The 22253-nt window shown below is 49.1% G+C and carries 16 protein-coding genes; 8 read left to right on the plus strand and 8 right to left on the minus strand.

Going from position 1 to position 22253, the window contains the following annotated elements; all coding sequences use genetic code 11:
* Window positions 1–301: 301 nt before the first annotated feature.
* The 5 genes from ccoG to ACR2PX_RS02005 all read left to right on the plus strand — a co-directional run bounded on the left by ccoG (window position 302) and on the right by ACR2PX_RS02005 (window position 6393).
* The gene (gene ccoG / locus ACR2PX_RS01985) at window positions 302–1696 is read left to right on the plus strand and encodes a cytochrome c oxidase accessory protein CcoG (protein ID WP_433997681.1); all 1395 of its coding nucleotides are present in this window, start codon (window positions 302–304) and stop codon (window positions 1694–1696) included.
* Between the two features lie 253 nt (window positions 1697–1949).
* Window positions 1950–2519 (plus strand): FixH family protein, encoded by a 570-nt coding sequence (locus ACR2PX_RS01990; RefSeq protein WP_433997682.1) that lies wholly within the window; start codon window positions 1950–1952, stop codon window positions 2517–2519.
* 283 nt (window positions 2520–2802) lie between these two features.
* Window positions 2803–5301 carry a heavy metal translocating P-type ATPase gene (locus ACR2PX_RS01995; protein ID WP_433997683.1) on the plus strand — a complete coding sequence of 833 codons (2499 nt, stop codon included), beginning with the start codon at window positions 2803–2805 and terminating at the stop codon, window positions 5299–5301.
* A gap of 43 nt (window positions 5302–5344) precedes the next feature.
* Window positions 5345–5500: a cbb3-type cytochrome oxidase assembly protein CcoS gene (gene ccoS, locus ACR2PX_RS02000; RefSeq protein WP_433997709.1), complete on the plus strand. Its 156-nt coding sequence runs from the start codon at window positions 5345–5347 to the stop codon at window positions 5498–5500.
* 176 nt (window positions 5501–5676) lie between these two features.
* Entirely contained in the window at window positions 5677–6393 is a 717-nt protein-coding gene (locus tag ACR2PX_RS02005; protein WP_433997684.1) for a sulfite exporter TauE/SafE family protein, read from the plus strand.
* A 14-nt stretch (window positions 6394–6407) separates the two neighbouring features.
* Here the strand turns inward: ACR2PX_RS02005 and ACR2PX_RS02010 are convergent, their stop codons facing one another.
* Window positions 6408–6983: a DUF3605 domain-containing protein gene (locus ACR2PX_RS02010; RefSeq protein ID WP_433997685.1), complete on the minus strand. Its 576-nt coding sequence runs from the start codon at window positions 6981–6983 to the stop codon at window positions 6408–6410.
* Between the two features lie 27 nt (window positions 6984–7010).
* On the minus strand, window positions 7011–7901 hold the full coding sequence (locus ACR2PX_RS02015; protein ID WP_433997686.1) for a LysR family transcriptional regulator: 891 nt from the start codon (window positions 7899–7901) through the stop codon (window positions 7011–7013).
* 118 nt (window positions 7902–8019) lie between these two features.
* Here ACR2PX_RS02015 and ACR2PX_RS02020 point away from each other — a divergent pair, with 118 nt between their 5' ends.
* Both ACR2PX_RS02020 and ACR2PX_RS02025 read left to right on the plus strand, forming a co-directional pair.
* Window positions 8020–9042: a DMT family transporter gene (locus ACR2PX_RS02020; protein ID WP_433997687.1), complete on the plus strand. Its 1023-nt coding sequence runs from the start codon at window positions 8020–8022 to the stop codon at window positions 9040–9042.
* Entirely contained in the window at window positions 9011–9208 is a 198-nt protein-coding gene (locus tag ACR2PX_RS02025) for a 2-hydroxymuconate tautomerase family protein (RefSeq protein ID WP_433997688.1), read from the plus strand. The genes ACR2PX_RS02020 and ACR2PX_RS02025 overlap by 32 nt, the downstream gene beginning before the upstream one ends.
* 38 nt (window positions 9209–9246) lie before the next feature.
* On the opposite strand, the gene ACR2PX_RS02030 is transcribed toward ACR2PX_RS02025, so the two are convergent.
* Both ACR2PX_RS02030 and ACR2PX_RS02035 read right to left on the minus strand, forming a co-directional pair.
* Window positions 9247–10920: an acyl-CoA dehydrogenase family protein gene (locus ACR2PX_RS02030; protein ID WP_433997689.1), complete on the minus strand. Its 1674-nt coding sequence runs from the start codon at window positions 10918–10920 to the stop codon at window positions 9247–9249.
* A gap of 124 nt (window positions 10921–11044) precedes the next feature.
* Window positions 11045–12328, minus strand: coding sequence for an NRAMP family divalent metal transporter (locus ACR2PX_RS02035; protein WP_433997690.1), 1284 nt, complete (start codon window positions 12326–12328; stop codon window positions 11045–11047).
* A gap of 410 nt (window positions 12329–12738) precedes the next feature.
* Here ACR2PX_RS02035 and hemN point away from each other — a divergent pair, with 410 nt between their 5' ends.
* Window positions 12739–14130: an oxygen-independent coproporphyrinogen III oxidase gene (gene hemN / locus ACR2PX_RS02040; protein ID WP_433997691.1), complete on the plus strand. Its 1392-nt coding sequence runs from the start codon at window positions 12739–12741 to the stop codon at window positions 14128–14130.
* Window positions 14131–14158: 28 nt separating this feature from the next.
* On the opposite strand, the gene ACR2PX_RS02045 is transcribed toward hemN, so the two are convergent.
* The 4 genes from ACR2PX_RS02045 to ACR2PX_RS02060 all read right to left on the minus strand — a co-directional run bounded on the left by ACR2PX_RS02045 (window position 14159) and on the right by ACR2PX_RS02060 (window position 22020).
* Entirely contained in the window at window positions 14159–15730 is a 1572-nt protein-coding gene (locus tag ACR2PX_RS02045; protein WP_433997692.1) for an autotransporter outer membrane beta-barrel domain-containing protein, read from the minus strand.
* 102 nt (window positions 15731–15832) lie between these two features.
* The gene (locus ACR2PX_RS02050) at window positions 15833–16930 is read right to left on the minus strand and encodes a hypothetical protein (protein ID WP_433997693.1); all 1098 of its coding nucleotides are present in this window, start codon (window positions 16928–16930) and stop codon (window positions 15833–15835) included.
* Window positions 16834–18471 (minus strand): hypothetical protein, encoded by a 1638-nt coding sequence (locus tag ACR2PX_RS02055; RefSeq protein ID WP_433997694.1) that lies wholly within the window; start codon window positions 18469–18471, stop codon window positions 16834–16836. The genes ACR2PX_RS02050 and ACR2PX_RS02055 overlap by 97 nt, the downstream gene beginning before the upstream one ends.
* 78 nt (window positions 18472–18549) lie before the next feature.
* Entirely contained in the window at window positions 18550–22020 is a 3471-nt protein-coding gene (locus ACR2PX_RS02060) for a hypothetical protein (protein ID WP_433997695.1), read from the minus strand.
* Window positions 22021–22253: the final 233 nt, after the last annotated feature.

The raw sequence follows: 22253 nt of genomic DNA on the forward strand, positions 1-22253 counted from the left end.
AAGCGGAACAATTATGAACACAAGCTGATGCTGTAGATTAGACTGCAAAGTGTATGAAAACTGTACTCTCTTACCAAAAGTACAGCCTGCTCGCTCATTACCTCAAAGTTAAGCGGGACTTAAGGTCATGGCCAATGAACTGACACTGACAATAAAAAAAGGTAAGATAGCGCCGAATTCCCAATAGCATCTTATAAAAGCAATGATAACAGATGCAGTTCGAAGGACCGCTTCTCAAATTCAAGGGGGAGAATTCGGTTCAATGGACGACTTATAACGAAAATCAGGGCAGTACTGTGATATGCCAGAGTCAGACCAACCCATCCAATCAAACGAACCGGAATTGATTGACCTGTATCAAAAACCGGACAAGATCTACACTCGCAGTTTCAAAGGGTACTTTCGAAATCTCAGGCTGGCTGGTGGAACCTTCCTGTTTCTACTTTATTTTGGCACTGTTTGGCTGAACTGGAATGGTCGGCAGGCCATCCTGTTTGATTTACCTGAACGAAAGTTTCACATTTTTGCCGCCACCTTCTGGCCCCAGGATTTTATCCTTCTGTCCTGGTTGCTGATCATCTGTGCTTTTGGCCTGTTTGCCATCACCGTTTTTGCAGGTCGGGTCTGGTGTGGCTACACCTGCCCCCAGAGCGTTTTCACCTGGGTTTTCATGTGGGCTGAGCAAATCACGGAAGGTGATCGGAATCAGAGAATCCGCCGTGACAAAAGCCCCATGACTGCAGAGAAATTCTTCCGAAAACTGGCCAAACACAGTATCTGGCTGGGAGTTTCCCTGGCAACGGCGGTCACCTTCGTGGGTTATTTTACCCCGGTTCGTGAGCTGGTCCCCAACCTCCTGACATGGCAGGCGGGTACCTGGGCTCTGTTCTGGGTGGGTTTCTTCGTTCTCGCCACCTATGGTAATGCCGGCTGGCTCAGAGAAATGGTCTGCCTGCATATGTGTCCTTATGCCCGCTTCCAGAGTGTGATGTTTGATCGTGATACGCTGGTCGTAGCTTATGACCGGATACGGGGCGAAAACCGGGGCTCACGCAAGAAAGGGGTAGACCCTAAGAGCCAGAATCTCGGTGACTGTATTGATTGCAGTGTCTGTGTACAAGTCTGCCCTACTGGTATTGATATCAGGAACGGCCTTCAGATTGACTGCATTGGTTGTGCAGCCTGTGTCGACGCCTGTGACGACATCATGGACAAAATGGGCTACGACAAAGGCCTGATCCGCTACACCACGGACAATGAGCTTGCTGGTAAGAAAACGCACTTCATGCGCCCCAGACTGATAGGTTACAGTGTCGCTCTATTGGCGATGATTGGGCTGTTCATATGGAGCCTGAACAGTCGCTCTGCGCTGGAACTGGATGTTCTTCGAGACCGCAACCAGCTGTATCGCACTACTTCCGATGGCAGCATTGAAAATACTTATACCCTGAAGCTGGTCAACAAGGATCAGCGTCCACTAACCATGACGGTTAACGTTAAGGACATAGGAAATCTGGGTACCAAAGGCGACATGAACTTTACGGTCAATGCCGGTGAAGTCGCGCAACACGTAGTCCGACTCGTTCTTCCTGCGGATTCTGTCGATTCCGGTAGCCGTGACATTGAATTTATAATCAGCGCTGACCAGCCGGATATCCCGCCTGTAACAGCCGAAAGCCGATTTATTGCACCGTAGGAGGCTAACCAGGAATAGACAGCTCGGCCTGAAACCCAGAAAGAGCGGTCAGATTTTTCACTGTGTTTGATTAAATAGGTTAACTATTCGCACAAACCCAGTGGAAAATCTGCCTCGCTCTACTGAGCTTCATGCTCGAGCGCTATCCTCGGTTAGCCTCCCAGCACTGAAGAGGATGTACTGGCATCGAGAAGGCAGATTGGGTATAAACAGCCCAGCCTCCGGGCCTAACTGACGACAGGTACAAACTACTATGAGCCTTGTAAAGAATGAACCCATTACCCGCTGGTACCAGGAACCCTGGGTGTGGGGAATTCTGGGAGTACTGGCAGTTACTTTTGTCTGGGGCAGTTATCGGATTTACTATGCCTTCAAGATTCAGGACAGTGTAGTCGTGGACGACTATTACAAGACCGGTAAAATGATCAATGAAGATCTCACCCGTGATACCAATGCCCGGGAACTGGGTATTCATGCCAACCTGTTGATTGATGACCTGACAGGAGAAGTCAGAATCACTCTGAAGGGTGACATCAATGACTGGCCCCAACAGTTAAAACTCAGCCTGCTTTCTCCCGTTTTTGCCGACAGAGACAAGGTCATACTGATCAACCGCTCCATCTCCCGTGATGAGTCCACCCAGATTTATGTGGGTCAGGTCGATGAAGATGTTGAGGGCAAAACTTATGTCCAGCTGGAAACCCTGGATGAGCATATCCCGGAAGTCGGCTATGAAACTGGCTGGCGCCTGAACCAGCCACTGGTATTGAAGGCTGGCGTTGCCAGTGAGTTGTTGCCTCGTGGCAGTTCTACACAGCCCTGAAGCTGCATACCTATGCCTAGGAGCCTGACCGAGAATAGACAGATCGGCCTAAAGTCCAGAAAGAGCGGCCACTTTTCGTAAGAAAGCGGATGAGAGTCTCACTGAATTTGATTGAATAGGTCGACTATTCGCACAAATCCAGTGAAAAATCTGACTCGGTCTACTGAACTTTATGCTCGACCACTATTCTAGGTCAGGCTCCCGGGAGGCTCACTCCCGGTGCATTTGCAGCTTTTCGCCTTGAACCGGGTTCACGAAACCTGAAGTATTTCGGACTGATCGGATGAGTAAACACGCTGAAAGCTGCCACTGCTTCCATTGCCACCTCCCCATTGAGGGTACTCCCCCTTATACGGCAGTGGTTGAAGGTAGTGAGCAGCCCATGTGTTGCCCAGGCTGCAAGATGGTGACCGAAGCCATTATTGCCGGCGGTCTGGACAACTATTACCAACACCGAACAGATCCGGGCTTACAGGCTAATACGCTCAGCCAACGACTGGAAGAAGAACTTCGACTTTACGACCGCGATGATATTCAGCAGGACTTCGTCATTAAAGACGGGGAGTCAGAGCGACAGGCCAGCCTGTTGATTGAAGGTATCACCTGTGCCGCCTGTATCTGGCTACTAGAGAACCATATTGGCCTAATGGAAGGCGTGGAACGAGTCAGTGTCAATCTGAGCACCCACGAAGCCCAGGTCAGCTGGAATAATGAACAGGTAGCTCTCAGTCAAATCCTCATTGCCATCCATCAGATTGGTTATAAAGCCTACCCCTGGCGCGCTGATCGTCAGGAAGCAATGCTGAAGGAAGAAAACCGGGTCTTTATACGACGCCTGGCAGTTGCCGGGATTGGCACCATGCAGGTAATGATGTATGCCATCGCACTTTATTCCGGCGCTATTAGCAATGATATGACAGATCCATACCGGGATTTGATTCGCTACGTCAGCGCTCTGGTGGCAACGCCCGTCATCCTATACTCTGCAGCGCCTTTCTTTAAAGCCGCTTTTCGAGATTTCAAAACCCGTCATCTGAGTATGGATGTACCGGTTTCCATTGCCATTGGCGGAGCCTACGTTGCCAGCCTCTGGGCAACCGTTAACGGTGGGTGCGAAGTCTATTTTGATTCGGTTTCCATGTTCACTTTCTTCCTGTTGACCGGTCGCTATTTAGAACTTCGGGCACGACATTCAACATCCCGTGCTGCACGAGCCCTGAGAAACCTGCTGCCCTCCAGCTGCCTCAAAAAAGAGGGCGACGACTTTATTAGGGTCCCCCTCATTGATCTGAAACCCGGGGATCAGGTTCGGGTTTTGCCCGGTGATTCCATCCCGGCCGACGCTGTCATTTTAAAAGGCAGTAGCAGTGTGGATGAGTCCATGCTGACAGGAGAGTACCTGCCAATCGCCCGGAACAAAGGGGAATCGGTTATGGGAGGCAGCCTCAATGTCGACAACGCCATTGAAGTTGAAATCACCCATGTCGGCGATGAAACCCAGATGTCTGCAATTCTCAAGCTGCTGAAACACGCCCAGCAGGATAAACCCGCTATTGCCAAACTTGCAGACCGTGTTGCCGGTTACTTTGTGGCTTCAGTGTTGGTGACCGCGACCCTCGTTTATTGGTACTGGTCCTCCGCAGCGGCAGAAGATGCGTTCTGGATCACCCTTTCTGTTCTGGTAGTTACCTGCCCGTGCGCTCTTTCTCTGGCCACACCGACGGCACTGACGGCAGCGACCGGGTATCTGCATAAGCTGGGATTCCTGGTGACCCGTGGTCATGTTCTTGAAGGTCTGGGTAAAATTACCCACATTGTTTTCGATAAAACCGGCACCTTGACCCAGGGTCGTTTAACACTGGAAGGCCTATACCCGGTTGCAGACTGCGGCTTCTCAAAAGATGAGTTGCTTGCTATTGCCTCAGCCATTGAAGCTCACTCGGAACACCCCATTGCCAAAGCATTCGCCATCACTACGCACCTTAAGGCCGAAGATGTCGTCAGCCATACCGGAAAAGGCATTGAAGCCCGGGTGGGTGAAACCCATTACAAAATGGGTCGTCCTGACTTCTGCTGCCAGGACAATATTCCTGCACGCCCTGAGGAAGAAGGTCAGTGGCTATTGATGTCGGCGAATAGCCTGCCACTCTGCTGGTTCAAGGTAACCGACAGTTTGAGACCAGAAGCCTCTACCGTTATTCGACAGCTGAAGGATTCAGGTTTTAAGGTAACACTGCTCAGCGGTGACCAGGAACCCGTGGTCGCTTCCGTCGCCAGACAACTGTCCATAGCGCAATGGCATTCCCAGGCCAGCCCGGACGACAAGCTGGAGTTTATTCGTCAACGTCAGGCAGAAGGTGAACATGTTCTTATGGTGGGAGACGGTATTAATGATGTACCTGTGCTTGCAGGTGCGGATATATCCCTCGCTATGGGTAATGCTTCAGACCTCGCCAAAACCAGCGCTGATGCCGTTTTGCTCTCCGATGACCTGGGCCGACTGACCGACGCCTTTGAACTGATCAAGCGTACCCGCAAGATTATCCGCCAGAATCTGGTCTGGTCTTTTGGTTACAACATGACGGCCCTGCCCCTGGCAGCTGCAGCCATGATCGCCCCCTGGATGGCGGCGATTGGTATGGCCCTGAGTTCCCTGGTGGTGGTAGGCAATGCCCTGCGACTGAACCGAGACAAAAAGCCAGCAGGCCCGGAAGAAACGTTTGCCAGCCAACCTTCCAACAGGGAAAATGCGGATAACCTGTCAGTTGCTGTAAAGGTATAGTGCCACGATGGAAAGCCTGATCATTCTTATCCCAATAGCCGTAATGCTGATTGCCTTAGCCGTCAGGATTTTTCTCTGGGCTGTCGACAATGACCAGTTTGATGATATGGAAGGACCCGCCCACAGCATTCTGTTTGATGATGACCAGCCAAAAGCCAGTCGTCCGCCCGAAAAAAAGACTGATATAAAACAGCCTTGAGCACATACACAGCCTTGAGCACATACACAGCCTTGAGCACATACACAGCCTTGAGCACATACACAGCCTTGAGCACATACACAGCCTTGAGCACATAAACAGCCTTGAGCACATACACAGCCTTGAGCACATAAACAGCCCTGAGCAAATAAACAGCCCTGAGCAAATAAATAGCCATGACCGAAGCGCCAACTCTTATAGCCGCCATTACTATTGGCCTGCTGGGCAGCACTCACTGTATTGGTATGTGCGGTGGCATCACCTCAGCCCTGAGCCTGTCGCTTAAAGGGCGCTCAAAAGCAGAAACCACCTGGTTGATGCTCACTTACCATGCTGGCCGAATCAGCAGCTATGCCCTGGCAGGTTTGCTTCTGGGATGGGTAGGCTGGTTTCTGGGCGATGCCAGCGAATCACTGCAAATCACTCTTCGCTACATTGCCAGTGCCATGCTGATCGCCATGGGCCTCTATATCACTGGTTGGTGGAAGGGGCTGATGAAAATGGAGAAGCTGGGTCAACACCTGTGGAAACATATACAGCCTGTTGCCAGCAGACTTCTGCCCATTCGCAATACGCCTAACGCTCTGGCTCTTGGGGCTCTTTGGGGCTGGCTGCCCTGTGGCCTGGTTTACAGCACACTGATCTGGTCAGCCAGTCAGAATAATCCGACCCAATCCGCGCTACTGATGGCAGCCTTTGGACTGGGCACCCTGCCTGCCGTGTTTCTGACCGGGCTTTTTGCAAGACAACTGGCGTCTGTTATTCAAGCCAGTGTCACCCGCAGCATAGCCGGTATCATGATGATTCTTTTTGGTCTTTACAGTATTCCCGGACCCCATCAAGTGTGGGTCATGTCCATACTTTCTGTCGGACATGGCGGCCACTCCATGTGACCCAATAGCGTCGTTTACCAGGGCTCCAGCCCTGGCTTGCTAAAGGGTAGAATCTGTTTAATCTGATCCGCTATCTCTTCATTGCTCACCCCTTTCAGGAAGATATGGGCATGAGCCAGACCCACCGTTCTTTTATGAGGCGGATTAACATAGACTTGCCATTCCAGTGAGTATTTGACCTGTAATACTCCCAGCTTTTTCTTCAGCAAGCGCTCTGATGTTTCACGCATGGATTTTTCCTGCCAATCCTTGCCGGAAATAAACATCACCAGATGAACGACATCCTCTTCCAGCCAATAAGGAAAACTGTTCAGAACCAGCCTGCTTTCCAACTTGCAATGCCCGTCACTGCATTCCAGCGCTCTCTCACTGGATAGCTTGAAGATGTCTTCCAGAACAATAGTTTCTGGCGACTTTCCACTCTGGTTCAATTGAGCCAGATAGCGTAGATAACCTTCCTGCTGAATCGGACTTCTTCGAGTATCCAGATGGTCTGACCGGATCTCTTCCCAGGTAATTACTTCTGAGTAGGTGACGACACTGAATAGCGCCATCAGAATCGTTAGACAGCTAATGCCAACCGCTCTCAAGATGAGCTCTCTCTGTAGAGTTAACTATTAATTATTGGCTTTTATCATAGCTCCTGAATTCAGGTCGGCGGACAATACGGAAGAAAATGCCTTGATATTTGTCGTGACAGCCCCTTTTCGCCAAACCAGGCAAGTGTCCGAATGACGCCACTGCTCTGGCAAAGCATGAGTTCGAACGGAGGCCTTGAAAGGAAAAATTTCAAGCACCGCTTTTGGCACCATCCCTACTCCCATACCTGCCGCTATGCACCCCAGCAGTGCATGATAAGATTGAATGTTTATGGCCTTTGCCTGCCTTGCCCCGGATTTCAGCCACTCATCCAGGCGCTTTCGATAGGAGCACTGGTGACTGAAAGCAATGATGACAGGGCATTCTTCAAGGTCTTCCGGGGTCTTGATCATCTTCCGGTTGCTGCTAGAAACCAGAACCAGGGTTTCCTGAAAGACAGGAACTACTTCCAACCCGGGGTCCCTGACCGGGTCGGATACCATCGCCAGATCCAACTCACCTTTCATGACCTGCTCTATCAAAAGCCCTGTGGGAGCGGTCTGGAGTTTTAAAGTCACATCAGGATAACGCTTGTGAAATCCAACCATGGGTTCAATCAAATGAGTGGCTGCAGCCATTTCGATGACTCCCAGCTTTAGAACACCGCGTGGTACATCCAGCCGCATATCGTCCAGAGCCCGATCCCTCATTCTGATCATACCCCGAGCATGTCCAAGCAACTGCTCGCCAGCAACAGACACCCTGAGCCGGTTTTTTTCCCTGACAAACAGGTCCTGGTCCAGCTGTTGCTCCAGCTTCTTGATTCTGGCAGTGACATTGGAGGGCACCCTGTTGAGCCGGGCAGCAGCTGGGGTGATGCCGCCTTCTTCAACAACCGCTACAAAAACAACCAGGTCCGAGATATCCACAATCATCTTTCACTTTTAATGAATAACCAATGCATTATTTTTCATTTTTAATGAATCTTTAACCCTTCTATAGTCTGCTCAACACACTCTGGCCAGAAAGGCTCACAGGGAGAAACTCTTGTCAGTATCAAACAGCCATGAGCCGGAAATGCCGCTCACCCCGAATCATGAAAATGACTACAGAGCCCGAAATAGCAGCATTTTCATAGTAAATGGGTACCTTTACGCCATCCTGGCCGTTTTCATATGGTCCGGATTTATTCTGGTCTCCCGTATGGGAGGTATCAGCCACCTGCATCCTGATGACATAGTGGCCATTCGGTATCTGATCAGCAGCCTGATACTTCTGCCACTCTGGTATTTCCGATTCCGTTTTAGATTATTTGACAGAAAACTGGTTATTCTGTCCCTGACGGGTGGCCTGGCTTACTCCCTTTCGGTTTACAGAGGTTTTGAATTAACGCCAGGCTCTCATGCCTCCCTGCTGTTACCGGGTTTATTACCTCTGTTGATGACTTCTCTGGCTGTTGGCTTCAAACAGAAGAAAAACTCTCGCAGTCAAACCCTGGGACTGTTCACCATTTTCGCTGGCATACTGCTGCTTCTATTTCAGAAAAAAGGCTACAGCGGTAACAACCTGGAAGGCTACCTCTGGATCACTGCAGCGGCTTTTTCCTGGTCACTGTTCTCAGTGCTGATCAAGCACTGGAAAATCAATGCCTGGCAGGCAACTGTCAGCCTGTCTTTCTATACCTGTGTCTTCTATCTGCCATTCTATCTGTTTAGCCTGACAACCCGAGCAACCCCAACCGACTGGTCAGTGCTCTGGCCGCAAATCATGCTGCAGGGTTTCTATCAGGGGGTTCTTGCCAGCATTGTGCAGATGCTGCTATTTGTAAAAGCGGTGGAAAAGATCGGCACGGCCAACATGGGAGCCATGATGGGACTGGTTCCACTGATCGCAGGAACGGCATCCATTTTCCTATTCTCGGAACCTGCCACTTCCATACTGGTATACGGACTCATTCTGGTCAGTGCTGGCACATTCATCAGCTCTGGCCTCCTTAATCAATTAAATTTTTTCCAGAGAAAAAACACCGGGAGACAACATGCCTTACGTCAATATAAAAATCACCAATGAACAGGTTACCCCTGAAAAGAAAGCAGAACTGATTGAGGGGGTGACCCAATTACTCGTTGATGTACTGGATAAAAACCCGGCGACCACTGTCGTAGTGATTGACGAGGTCAATACTGACAACTGGGGGATAGGTGGCAATACGGTTACAGAAATCAGAGGGAAGTGAAAAGAGGGGGTCTCCCCCCCCCCCCCCTCCTTAGTTCATCAGCCAGCAGGCTGCGCTCGCTTCAAGATGGCAAGATAATTAATACCTTCTGGCAAGGTACCAAACTGATAACCCGATTGCCCGACGATTCGCGACTTCACGAATGCCTCTGCAATACCCTGCTCTCCATCGCAGATCAAAATAGAGGCCTGAAGCGCCAGAGCCATCATCTCAACCACTTTACGACACCGGTATTCAATACCATCATGATTTGCCAGCTCGGTCCTGAGATCGGCAATATAATGATCGTATGACGGATAATGCCCTAAGGCCTTATCAAGCTCGGCAAGAAATGCTTGCAACACTGCAGGCTCTTTATTGATAGCGCGCAGCACATCCAGACACTGAACATTGCCTGAACCCTCCCAGATCGCATTCACCGGAGCTTCTCTGTATAACCTTGGCAAAAGGCTTTCTTCCACATACCCGACACCGCCAATACACTCCATGGCCTCCACAATCATTTGTGGGGCCCTCTTGCAGATCCAGTACTTGCCAACTGCCGTGGTTATTCTGGCAAACAGGGCCTGCTGTTCGTCATCCAGGTGATCCAGTGCGAAACCCACTCGCATACTCATGGCCAGAGCCGCTTCAGCCTCAATTGCCAGATCAGCCAGAACATTCTGCATCAGTGGTTGCTCATGCAGTTTTTTACCAAATACCGAGCGACCGGAAGTATGATGAATGGCTTGAGCTACAGCTGCTCTCATCAATGCCGAAGAGCCGACCATGCAGTCAAAACGTGTCATGGAAACCATTTCAATGATCGTTCTGACGCCACGACCCTCCTCCCCTACCAGCCAGGCTTGAGCACCTCTGAACTCCACTTCGGAAGATGCATTGGAAATATTACCCAGCTTGTTTTTCAGACGCTGGATATAGAATTGATTCTTGCTACCATCATCCCGCCAGCGAGGCATCAGAAAACACGACAATCCCGATTCGGTCTGTGCCAGCACCAGAAAGGCATCGCACATGGGGGCAGAACAAAACCATTTGTGGCCAACAACTTCATATTCATGACCATTGCCCCCTTCTGCTTTTGGATAAGCCCGGGTTGTATTGGCCCGGACATCGGAGCCCCCCTGCTTCTCGGTCATGGCCATACCCAGAGTCACACCCTGCTTTTCAAAATAAGGTATGTTGCGCTCGTCGTATTCATGAGACAGGATTCGGGGTAGCCATTCTTTAGCCAGTGCAGGCGAATGCCTGAGCGCAGGGACTGCAGCAAAAGTCATGGTCAGGGGGCAACCGGACCCGGCATCTGCCTGAAAATACTGATACTCCATCGCTGCTCTTGCAACATGAGCACCCGGGCCAGTCTGCTCCCAGGGCAATGAATGCATACCAGCAGCTATAGCCGCTTTCATTAACTGATGATAAGACGGGTGAAATTTGACCAGATCGACCCGGCGCCCAAAACGATCATGGGTATGAAATTCCGGCTTGTTCTCGTTGGCCAAAAATCCGGCCTCTATCAGATCGCCACCACACCTCTGACCAAATTCGATCAGTTTTTCTTCAGCAAAATCACCACCAAACACGGTCGTCCAGTACTGCAATGCCTTATCACTGGTATAGGTATTGAAGGGATCAAGGGGAGTAGGCTGGTTTAAGACTTCATGAGTCTCTGCCTGAGAAAGATGATCACAAAGATCAAATTGTTCAGTCATATCAGAGTCGCTTTTATTTTTGTCAGGAGAGTTCTGCGAGTCTGACGGATCTTCAGAAGGGATTCAAACGCTTATTTGAAAAGTGATATCCCCGGCTGGAGATATCACATCAACTCATAAGGCTTTACATCAGCCACTGCCACCAGATAAAGAATCCGGCGAAACCAAACAGGAAGACCATACCCAGCTGCGCCCAAAGGTTCAGCACTTTCCCGGGACGATGTTCTTCAGGCACCTGCTCGCAAGTGATCAGGCGATAGTTAAGCCAGCCAAAGATAGGCGTAGTCAGAAAAGCCGCTATCATGGCAAATTTCAGCATCGACAGCATGGTGCCCGGGAACATCAGGACCACCGTCAGGGCCAGACCGGTCACTACCAGAATCAGTAACGGTTTCTCAGTTTCATCGGTATCACGCTGCTGCAAGTTCAACCAGGCACTGAAAGTCGTACGACTATAGCCATCAATACAGGTCAGGGTGGAACTGTAGATACAGCAGATGGCAGCAATAATAATCAACCAGCTACTCCAGGGGCCAATGGTGGAGGAATACATGGTAACCAGCTGTTTGGTAAAAGCGGCTCCACTGGCAGCCGGTTCAATCCCGCTGCCGTGCAATACAGTGGCCCCCATACCCAGGAAGAACAGAGCCAGAATCGCCGTTCCCACATAACCGACGTTCATATCAAACAGAGCATCTTTCACACTCAGGTGCCCGCGCTCTTTTTTCTTGCTCATGCTCCAGACAGAATTCATGGCCGATACTTCAATCGGTGCAGGCATCCACCCCATCAAAGCCACCAGAAAACCAACCGATGCCATAGTCCATGGACTGGGGCTGACAAAATCAGCAGGCGCTACAGGACCTTTACCGAACGCCAGCAGAGCCGCCAGTATGGTAACCACCGACAACAGAACCACAATCACCTTGGTAACTCTGTCGACCAGAGTGTAATGACCCAAAAGAATGATCAGCAGGCTGACAGCGGCTATAGAAGAGACAAGAATGGGGCTGGACACTCCCGGAGCCACCCAGGTCAGAAGCGCCGCAGTCAACCCCATCAATGCAGCAATGTTGATGACTCCGGCAAAACTGTTCAGCGCCAGAAAAAGCCCCAGCCAGCCTTTACCCAGACGGCCGTAGCCCGCCATCAGGGATTCCCCGGTTGCCGCCGTATATCGGGCACCAAACTGGAAAAAAGGGTATTTGAACAGATTGGCAAGAATGACCAGACCCACCAGCTGCCAACCATAGTGAGCACCCGCCTGGGTAGATGCAACAATATGGGATCCGCCAATCGCTGCAGCGGCCACCATAATACCCGGCCCCAGTGCAGACCACTTACTGCTCGTTTGTGCGACAGAAGAATCCGTCGCTGCTCCCCCGAGCGAAAGGTTATTTGAAGACATACTTTTACTTCTTAAAAAAGAGAGTTCAAAAACAATCAGACAGCTCACAATGGCTGCTATTTTATAATGACTGGATAATTAGTTTACAAGTGAATGAAAATTAGAAAATCCAGTGGTATGAATACTATTGAATTGTAAAGTCGATTTATAGTTTCAGTTTGTTTATAGCGACAATCGCTGATTTCCAGCAATCCTTCAGATCTTTATAATTAAGGTGTTAACTTGTCGCCCGTTACAATTCGTAAAGAAACTCGACTTAAATTGCGCCACCTACTTATTGACACACATCAAATATATTTATGTCCATTCTCTTTAAACTGTTAATAAAAGAATCGGGTCACCCAGTAGTTTACCTGGAGAATTACAAATAGAGTCCAGCCATATGACCTGCAACCAATTCGAGAGTTAACATGATTAATGCCCCCGTTTGGGATACAGGTCTGATTAAAAAGTATGACCTGAGTGGTCCAAGATATACTTCTTATCCTACTGCTGTTCAGTTTCAGGAGGATTTTGATCTCGCGCACTATGACTCCAGCGCCTGGAGAAGCAGTGCCATCAATAACCCCCTGTCGCTTTATGTGCACATCCCGTTCTGCAGTCATGTCTGCTATTACTGCGCCTGCAACAAAATTGTCACCAAGCACCGCTCAAAAGCCGATGAATACCTGGACTATCTGTTTCGGGAAATAGACATGCAAGCCAGCCTGTTCAACCGTGAACAGAGAGTAGAACAGTTTCATTTTGGCGGTGGCACGCCCACTTTTCTGAGCCCGGATCAGATTTCAGCCGTGATGGATAAGCTGCGATCAGTGTTCAGTTTTGGCAGCCAGAATCATTCTGACTTTTCCATTGAGCTGGACCCCCGTGAAGTCGACTGGGTGATGATGTCCCGTCTCAGGGACGAGGGCTTTAACCGCATCAGCATTGGTGTTCAGGATCTGGACGAAACCGTTCAGAAAGCCATCAATCGCGTACAGCCGGAATCCCAGGTACAGTCGGTTCTGGATGCTGCCAGAACCATGGCTTTCAAGTCAGTGCATATGGATCTGATATACGGCCTGCCACATCAAACAGCGGGCAGTTTTATGAATACCGTAAACCGTGTGATTGATATGGCACCGGATCGGCTTTCCCTGTTTAACTACGCTCACCTGCCACATCGTTTCAAACCCCAGAGACGCATCAATGAAGCAGATCTGCCCTCATCAGAGGAAAAGCTGGAGATTCTGCATCAGGCTACTGAAAAGCTGGTAGAACGGGGCTATGTCTACATTGGCATGGATCACTTCGCGCTACCGGATGATGAGCTGGCTATTGCCCAGGAAACAGGCACTCTGCACAGAAACTTTCAAGGCTACACCACACACTGTCACTGTGATCTGGTTGCCATGGGTGTTTCTTCAATCAGTAAAGTCGGGGGGGTTTATGCACAGAACCATGTCGACATGGAATCCTATCAGAATGCTATTGATGAGGGTCGCCTGCCTGTTTACCGGGGGTTAACCATGCATCGGGATGATGAAATCCGCCAGAGTGTAATCAATGAACTGATATGCCACTTCAAACTGGACTTTGCTGAAGTTGAACAGCGCTTTGACCTCAGATTCAACGACTATTTCTCGGAGTCACTGGAAGCCCTCAAACCCATGGCCAACGATGGGCTCCTCACTCTGACCGGAAAAGGCATTCAGATAGAACCCAGAGGAAAGATGCTGATCAGAAATATCTGCATGCAGTTTGATGGCTATTTCAAGCAACAAAAGCAACAGCAGCAGAACCTCTACTCCAAGGTCATCTGATCAAATTTCAAGCCCGCTGCAATGCGGGCTAGAATGATCTCTGGTAACTCAGCTGCAAACCATCACTGCTACTGCGACTCGAACGAATCACCGTGTAGTTCACACTCAGGGTGGATCGCTCAGATATTCTGCCGTTATAGCCCAGGCTGAGATACAGGCCAGTGTCGCTGATCTTTTGAGCCAGGTACTCCGATTGCCCTTGCTGCTCAAAACCGTTGACCTTATATTTCGACTTACCACTCAATACCGTCTGTTGCTGCCAACCGACTGAAAGTTTCAAAGCCGATGGTTTCTCTCCATCTTCATTCAGCAAAATAAAGTCACTGCCCAGACGAAGTAGCCATTGATCAAAAGACTGACCTTTCACGGCAAGCGCTTCATCCGATAAGCCTTTTTCCCTGAAGCCACCTGACTCAGAGTGATGATATAGAAACTCAACAATGGGAGTGGCCGTAAGACCATTCAGCCAGTGACCGATGTCGATGTCATAACCCAGCGCGCCATATGCATTCCACTCAAAGCCGGAGCGATGAGCGTGCAGTCGATTGCCATCGGTATCCTTGCGCTTGCTGTTGTATTGCTGGGTGGCAAAGGTCAGCGCTCCATCAAACTGCCACTGATCTTTCTGCCAGGACAGGAATGGACCAAAGTGAATAGACTCCACCGAACCCGAACCCAGCTTCTGCTGGAAACCGGCAGACGTTCTCCGGGTACCAAACATCAGACCCACAATGGAACTTTCACTGACCTGGCTGAATACCCCGGCATTCAACCCATAACTGTTGGCATTCATCCCCTCTAAGCCAGGCAATGATGAGTAATGGGACTTAGAACCATAAGTCTGTATAAAACTGTGCCATTGGCTATTATCCTGGCTGTGCTGTGTCGTGCTGGTCGTCTGCCTGGCATCTTTCAGGGTACTTCGATCCAGGGCCGCATTGTTTTGAATGAATGTCTGACCGGTTCGATAAAAATTGAGAATCTGTCGCAAGTCACTCAACTGATTGAATAATGCCTGGGTAGACGCCATTTCAAGATGACGGGTTGCATTCAATGCCGCCTGAGCATTGGGTGTAAGGTGATAGAGCACTTCTCCAACCTCAGGGAGAGGCTGATCAATCAACGATTGCAACTCACGACTGGCAGTCCCTTTCTCAACCTTAATGACAACCAGTCTCTCCTGAGAATCCGATGCAGTCTCTTTACTGTCGTCAGGGCCCTTGGAGCTTTCCGGTTTTTCTGGACTCACGGGTTGATCATCAGTTGATTCAGACTGAGTGACTTTTTCCGTTCCTTCATTTCCACCATCACCGCCACCTTCGTTGACTTTGACGGTCACCTCATAAGGTTTGTCTCCCCCTGGATTGAAGATAGAAACCGGCTCAACCCGCACTGGTTCCGGCGTTTCTCCGGACTGTGGGTTGGGGCTGAACAGCCATTGGCCAAACTTGTAGGAGAGTGTACCAAGGCCCGTACCAAACAAGGCTGTCCCTCCAGAGACAAGCAAAACCGGATCAATAGCCAGCACTGGCAAAGGCATCAAAAACGCTGCCAGCAGCATGACCAAAGTCAAAGATAATTTGTGTGATTTTCCGGCCATAATCCTTCCCCCCCGGAGTACTGATTCAATTCCTTGGGGAGGACTATGACGGTTTACTTACAGGATTTGACTAACAACGCTGTTATTTCAATGGGATAGCCATCAGGAGGCTTCTCCAAACTTTTTGGCAATTTTTGTCAGTTTCTTTTTCTTACCATCCAGTTCATCAAGCACTTCTTTAGGAAAATGATTTCTGTTGAGCTTCTCATGCCGCTCTAGAAGTGCCTCGGCCTCCTGCAATATGGCCCTTCTTTCATGCTCTCCCATGGCTGCAATCGCTTTTTTCTCATTTTCCTGAAGCTGATCCACACTGGAGGCTTCAACGGTAATAATACTGCCTACCTTTTTATCAATGAGTTCTTCAGACTGTTGCAATACCGGAGTCGCTTCAGCCAGGATTTCTTTAAGGGCTGTAAGCCGAGCGTATTTGAAGTGATTCTTCCCATTGTCTTTCTTGGTGATTTGTTCAATAGGTGTCTGACCCAGAGTCATTCTGCTAATGTCAGTCCCCATTGTCGCTCTTGTTTCGGTGAGCAGATCCTCTACACACTCAAGATATAATCGGTACTCTTCATCGGCGATGCTGTTCAGTTCATCTTTCAACCATTCGTCAACCCCTGCAGACAATTTCTCGCCAGGCTCACCAAAGGAAGAACCATCAACAATCCCATGAGCGATCAAAGGCAGCACAACATCATTACCCATGCGCCCACCCAGCTGCCTGACTATGCGTCCTTTACCAAACAATTTGCAGGCACCCGGCCATCCAGGCTGCTCAGTAAACGCTATATCTTTTACCTTCTCCTGAATCTTGGCTTTTATGGTGTCAGGGTTATCGCCCAATCTTTTGTGGCCAGGCACCTCTTCACGATACCAGGAGTCGGAATATTTATTCCCTGAAATAGATTCAATCCTGAATCGTCTGACAAAAAACTTCCTGATGTATTCTTTCCAGGGACTTTCAGGATGCATTTGAATTCTGTCAGCTATATGAGACTCCACTGGCCCCAGTGGTTTGAGCTGAGCCGGTTTTTCTCTCTCCTCTTTTAATCTGGCTTCCGCTTCATACACCTGAGAAGAGACAGGCAGTGAGTTTTTAAGCGTCACAACACTGGTAAACAGCTCGCTTTTGTTATCATCTTCGACCAAACCATAGAGAGGGCTGCTTTCATCTTCACTGGAAAATATTTCTGACTGCACTGCACTGCACCCAGCATTGTGAAAACAGACGGCCCGTTAAACCAATCGCGATATTGTTTCTTTAGAGATTCAAGCTCACTGGACAGTGGTCTAGCCCATGCCGATGATTGAGCAGAATGGATATCGTCTTCATCAAATTCATTCAGTTGCTGCTCAAGCTCGTTAAGGTTAGCCAGCGCAGTCAGAACAACCTTATAACTTAATGGTTGTGATTGCAGTGAAGATAAGGCCTGCTGAAGCTGACTCAGCTGCGTAAAACCCTGCACCCCATCTTCAGGTCTCAACTCATCACTGGATTTTGATCGAGGGCTAACCGAAGATCTCGACTCTTCATCAGACACTGTTTCTCTTGGAATGACAGAAGGTTCAGGTGTGGATGGATTTGAAGACCCTGTCTCTTTTGGAGTCACTGGAGGCTCAGGGGTGAACTCACTTGAAACCTGAGGTATTGGACGCCCTACAAGTTCTGTTTCCAGCACTTCAGCATTATCAGAGTCTGGTCTTGTAGGGACAGATCCAGCGCCTGTGATTAAAGTACTATTTTCTAATGCACTGCCCGCTTCCTGACGAAACTCCTGCATCACTTTGCTCACATCTTCCTGCCGGAACCCGTCGTGCAACTCTGCTTTTCTTTCTTCCAGCCTTGTTTTCTTTCTATCTGCTTCTTCATCAAAAGAAGTCTCAACCAGCTCAGATTGACCCAGTTCTTCAAGTTCCGTGTCGATCCCATCCAGTGCAGAGATCACGTCTTGATAACCTACCTCTATACCTTGCAGGGCACGATTCTGCTGCCGGAGCATGGCATTCTCAACAAGATCCGAAAGACTGTTTCTGCTTTCGGGTCTACTCGTGTCATAGTCCGGTGATACGCTCCGCTTGAGGTCAGGTGTTTGATCGGGAGCAACTCTGGTTTTCGGCTTTATAGAGGCTTCAGCAAAATCAGTATCAGCATGATCCCATTCCATGCTGGGCATACCACTGGACTGAAGACTGCTTAAATCATGAGCAGGTAAATAGCTGAATGCCGAAGGCATAGATGAGGCTATTGGTGATGGCTCCCACTCTTTATCAAAATCATCAGCCGTATATTGTTTGCCCAGCCCAGCCATTCTTTGTTGCATTCTTGGCCGAGCGTTTTCTGACAGCTGCAAAGGTGTTCCCAGAAACTCATCCACTCTGGTTTCCAGTTCCTGCTTATAGTCTTCCAAACCTTTCATTCTTAATCCCCGATACTCCAGCTCAGCAATCAGGTAAGTCCGAAAAGCCATCAACTCCTTGAAATAAGCTCTTGATCGATTCCGCTCTTCTTTTAGCGCCAGCTGCCAGTTTTCTGATACCTCTTCACCCGCAAGCTCAACCTGCCAGTCTCTTTCTTCAGCGTCGTCGTCTTCAAAGCGATAAATATAGTCCAGAGGGTCTGTCAGCAGTGTTTCCAGACCAGAGCCTGGGCGGGTTTCATTTTCATCAAGGGTAATATACTTTTTCACCACCCCCAGAATGTTCTGGGCATACTCTTCATCGGGAAGATCAGACGGATTCATTTCCGAACGCTGCCGTGCAAACTCCACCTTCAGATCTATTATCTGTCTGGCATAGTCTTCTGATTTTTGCTGCTCCAGTTACAGCTCACTGCGCAGTTGACCCAGCTCCATGGTCTCGGGATCAGCTTCAATTTGTATGACAGGTTGATTCTTCAACATCCTGAGTGTGTGCCCCAGGGCCTCAGTCTCATGCTTCAATGATTCCAGTTGGGTTTCTGCTGCCACCAGCTCCCGGGCAAACTGTTCGGCTTCCTCTGGTTCGCTACCCTTTTGTAATTCATTGAGCGCTTTTAATGCTTCGACCAGTTTGATCTGAGTTTCCAGGGCCTTAGTCTGACTCTCTACCTCTCGGGCTTTCAACAGATAGTTCATATCATGCAGCTGCACAACCTGACGTTTGAGTACTGTAATTTCCTGGCCTGTCAGAACAGCCATTTCCTGCCATTCGGATTTTAGTTGAAACAGTGTTTGAGAAATCTCTCCGATTTCTTTTTGAAACGACTCTTCCGCCGCTTGTATCTGAGATGTGAACTCCAGTTCTTTCTTTTCTAGCTCTTTACGGAGCGCTTCAAGTTCAAGATTACTGGTATCATCACCCTCAACAGGACCGGCTTTCTCCAGCTCTGAGACCTTGAGTCTCAATGCACTTAACTCACGCTCAAGCTCTGAGCTTCTTCCAGATTCCTTCCTTGAAAGTTTCTCAAACTCTTTTCTTTTACTGGTTTCCTGACCTAAACGCTCCTCCAGGAACTTCAGCTGCTCCTCAATATCATTAAGCTTTTCTTTAACTTCAGGCAGCTCCTGAGCATCGGCTTGAAGCTCTTCCAGATATCCCTCAGAGTCATCCAGTTGCCCCTGCAGTTTTTTAACATCGCCTTGCGCTTTTTCAAGCTCAGCCACCACTCTCTGATGAGCTTCTTTATCAATGCCTTCGGGCTTTAATCTGAGAACTTCAAGCTCACTCGTCAAGGACTCCAGACTGGATTGCAGCTTAGCCCTGGACTCTTCCACTTCTTCCAGCTTTGACCTGCGCTCTTCAGACTCTATCTTGGTTGATTCCAGCTGCACAGATACTTCATTCGCTTCTTGCTTTTGGACGTTCAACTGATCTGTGACCCGACCAAACGCCTCTTCCGCTTTCTTGAGCCGCTCACCCATCTCTTGGACAGAAGAGTTTTTGCTGATCAGTTCTTCCTGAAGTTTTTGTGCCAGCAGCTGGCTTTGTTCGGCTTCAGACTTAGCCAGTCGTATTTCCTTCTGCCAGTTCTTTCTCTTTCGGCCTAGTTGCTTATCGAACTGAGCAGCATCTTCCAACAGCTCCTCATTCATACTGCTCAGCTTTTGAAACTGAAGATCCAGCTTATGCCTTTGATCTTCAACTTTTCTTAGTTGCTCTTTGGTATCCACGAGGTCAGCGGTCAATTGATCCATGTGGGTCATGGCGCTGGCCACCGTTCCCTGCATGGTTTGCTTTCGAATGACCTCATGTTCCTCATTCAGCTCAAGCGCCTTCCGTTCAGCGCTGTCCAACGAGATTTTAGTTTCTTGTAGAAGGTCGCGAACCTCCTGGATCTCTTTATTTCTATGCAGTATCTCTTGCCTTACCCGATCCAGTTCTGCTCTCAATTGCTGGTTTGAAAGTTCACCCTCGTTGACCATTTCCTCAAGACGGGTGTGACTTTCCTGCAACAACTTAAGCTCATTATCTTTTTCTTTAAGCTGACGCTCTTTCAAGATCAGTGCATCCTGGTCAGTCTTCCCCTGCTCTCGAAGTTGCTGGATCTGCACTTCAAGCAGTCCTTTCTCTTTTGCAACTTTTACTTCCTGCAGCTTCAAGCCCTTCAACTCAGCTACCAAAACTTCTCTGGAAGAAGCCTCTTTCTGCAAATGCCCCCTGGTTTCTTCGAGCCGATCTCCCTGAGCCTTCAGCTCATCTTCAACTTCCTTTAAACGCTGAGAGGACTTGTGAGCGTCTACCCAACGAGCCCTGACCAGCTGCTCTTCACGAGTGAGAAGATCCATCTGCTCACGATAGAACTGATTCTCTGACGTTAACTTTTCTGCGCTGCTGACCAGCTGTTCCCTCTCTTTGCACAGCTGATCCAGATTGGATTTCAGCTCCCTGACCTGGGCACTTTGGGTGGCCTTATCTTTTTCCAACTGTTCTGCCAACTCATCCTGCAACACCTGGGTTCTTTCCAGTTGCATTCGAACAGCATTGAGTTCTTCAACAACAACCAGATATTCACGATGGCTTTTATCTTTTGTCTGAACAGCCACACTCAACTGTGATTCCAGGAACCCAACTCTCTCTAACGCCTTTTCCAAATGAAGCTTGCTGACATCTGCTTCGCCTGAAGTGGTTTTCATCTCTGCTTCCAGAGATTTTGCAACCTGCTGGGCCTGAAACAACTGCCGTTGAATAGCTTGTTGGTTATTTTGTGCTTCCAGAAGCATCTGCTCGGCTACTTTAAGCCTTCTCTGCAGGGGATTAACCGTGTCTCTCTGCATGGCTTTATTTTGCAGAATCAATGCCTGCATTTCATTAGCCTGAAGGTTCTTCTGACGTCCAGCGCTCTCAATCTCAATATCTTTTTGTTCTATTTTTGCAGTCAGGGTCTGGGCCTCACCCTCAAGCTGCACAACTCTTTGCTGGGACAACTGAAGAGTCTCTTGCAACCTTAAATCCTGTGCTTTTAACTGCTGAAGCTCTCTACCCTTGTCAATATCCTGCCTTTGACTGTTCCTGAGTTCCTCACCCAGTCTGACAACTTCTTCACGTTCTCTCACCACCTCAAGATTGATGTTCCTGAGCTGCTCAGTCAGTGTTGTCAGCTCATGACCCAACTCATTTTGCTGTTGCTCTGCAGCTCTGAGTTCCCTGATTCGAGCCTGCATCTCTTCAAAGTGCTCATCCCCCAGAGCCCGATCCAGACGTCCTGGAAACAGTTGAGTGGCCAGATCTGCTTTACGCTGCTTTTCTAACTCCAGCTCTTCTTCAGTATCATGAAGCCTTCTATCCAGATCTTCTGCCCGCTCCGACTCCCTGAGTTCCAATTGCTCACGAATCAACCTTTGAGGCTGTTCATGGGTAACGACAAAATCGGTCAGCTGCTTTGAACGCGTTTCCAGCTCAATCGAATTCACACGCAGATAAAAGAGGTAACCCACACCCGTACAAACAGCCACTCCGGCAGCAATCGGCATAGAGACACTGGCAGCGCCGGCAGCAAAAGCACCAGCCACCACAACGCCTGTTCCCTTGGCTATTGTGACCGCTATTCTACGGCCATCCCAGATAGAGCTTTTCTGGAGCCGGGTGCGATGCGCCTCTTCAAGCTCAACACACTCAGGCTCTTCAAGCTTCAGATCTCTGAGCTTATCCAGATCAAGCTCGCCCTTTCTGGCCATCAGGGTTTGCTTTTCCCGTGGAGTCAGATCATTAAAAGTCAGGCCTTCAACTTCGACGAGTTCCTCAAATGTTCTAGGCGCCGGTTCCTGTACCGTTGGAGCATACAGAATTCCGGTCACTGAGCTGAGCAGACTCATAGCGTAAATCTCCCTGATTTACGAAAAAGTATTCAGAACCGTTATCGGCACGTTTACCGTGAAAAATATTATTCTTTCTGCATGAGCATTTATAACAACTCCGACAACCTTGGAGCGTTTCATGCCTGAACTGACTGACAGCCGCTTCGAATGCGACATTCTTACCACGAATTTATCGAAGCCTTGTAAGCAATTTCCGAAAAAGCCTTAGATATGAAGGAATTACGCTTTAG

This window comes from Endozoicomonas sp. (assembly GCF_051008435.1).
Classification (GTDB): Bacteria; Pseudomonadota; Gammaproteobacteria; order Pseudomonadales; family Endozoicomonadaceae; genus Endozoicomonas_A.

Coding starts and splice junctions, on each gene's coding strand:
- ACR2PX_RS01990 (WP_433997682.1), top strand. CDS start 1,950: ATGAGCCTTGTAAAGAATGAACCCATTACCCGCTGGTACCAGGAACCC.
- ACR2PX_RS02025 (WP_433997688.1), top strand. CDS start 9,011: ATGCCTTACGTCAATATAAAAATCACCAATGAACAGGTTACCCCTGAA.
- ccoS (WP_433997709.1), top strand. CDS start 5,345: ATGCTGATTGCCTTAGCCGTCAGGATTTTTCTCTGGGCTGTCGACAAT.
- ACR2PX_RS02030 (WP_433997689.1), bottom strand. CDS start 10,920: ATGACTGAACAATTTGATCTTTGTGATCATCTTTCTCAGGCAGAGACT.
- ACR2PX_RS01995 (WP_433997683.1), top strand. CDS start 2,803: ATGAGTAAACACGCTGAAAGCTGCCACTGCTTCCATTGCCACCTCCCC.
- ACR2PX_RS02060 (WP_433997695.1), bottom strand. CDS start 22,020: ATGAGTCTGCTCAGCTCAGTGACCGGAATTCTGTATGCTCCAACGGTA.
- ACR2PX_RS02035 (WP_433997690.1), bottom strand. CDS start 12,328: ATGTCTTCAAATAACCTTTCGCTCGGGGGAGCAGCGACGGATTCTTCT.
- ACR2PX_RS02055 (WP_433997694.1), bottom strand. CDS start 18,471: ATGAATCCGTCTGATCTTCCCGATGAAGAGTATGCCCAGAACATTCTG.
- hemN (WP_433997691.1), top strand. CDS start 12,739: ATGATTAATGCCCCCGTTTGGGATACAGGTCTGATTAAAAAGTATGAC.
- ACR2PX_RS02005 (WP_433997684.1), top strand. CDS start 5,677: ATGACCGAAGCGCCAACTCTTATAGCCGCCATTACTATTGGCCTGCTG.
- ACR2PX_RS02045 (WP_433997692.1), bottom strand. CDS start 15,730: ATGGCCGGAAAATCACACAAATTATCTTTGACTTTGGTCATGCTGCTG.
- ccoG (WP_433997681.1), top strand. CDS start 302: ATGCCAGAGTCAGACCAACCCATCCAATCAAACGAACCGGAATTGATT.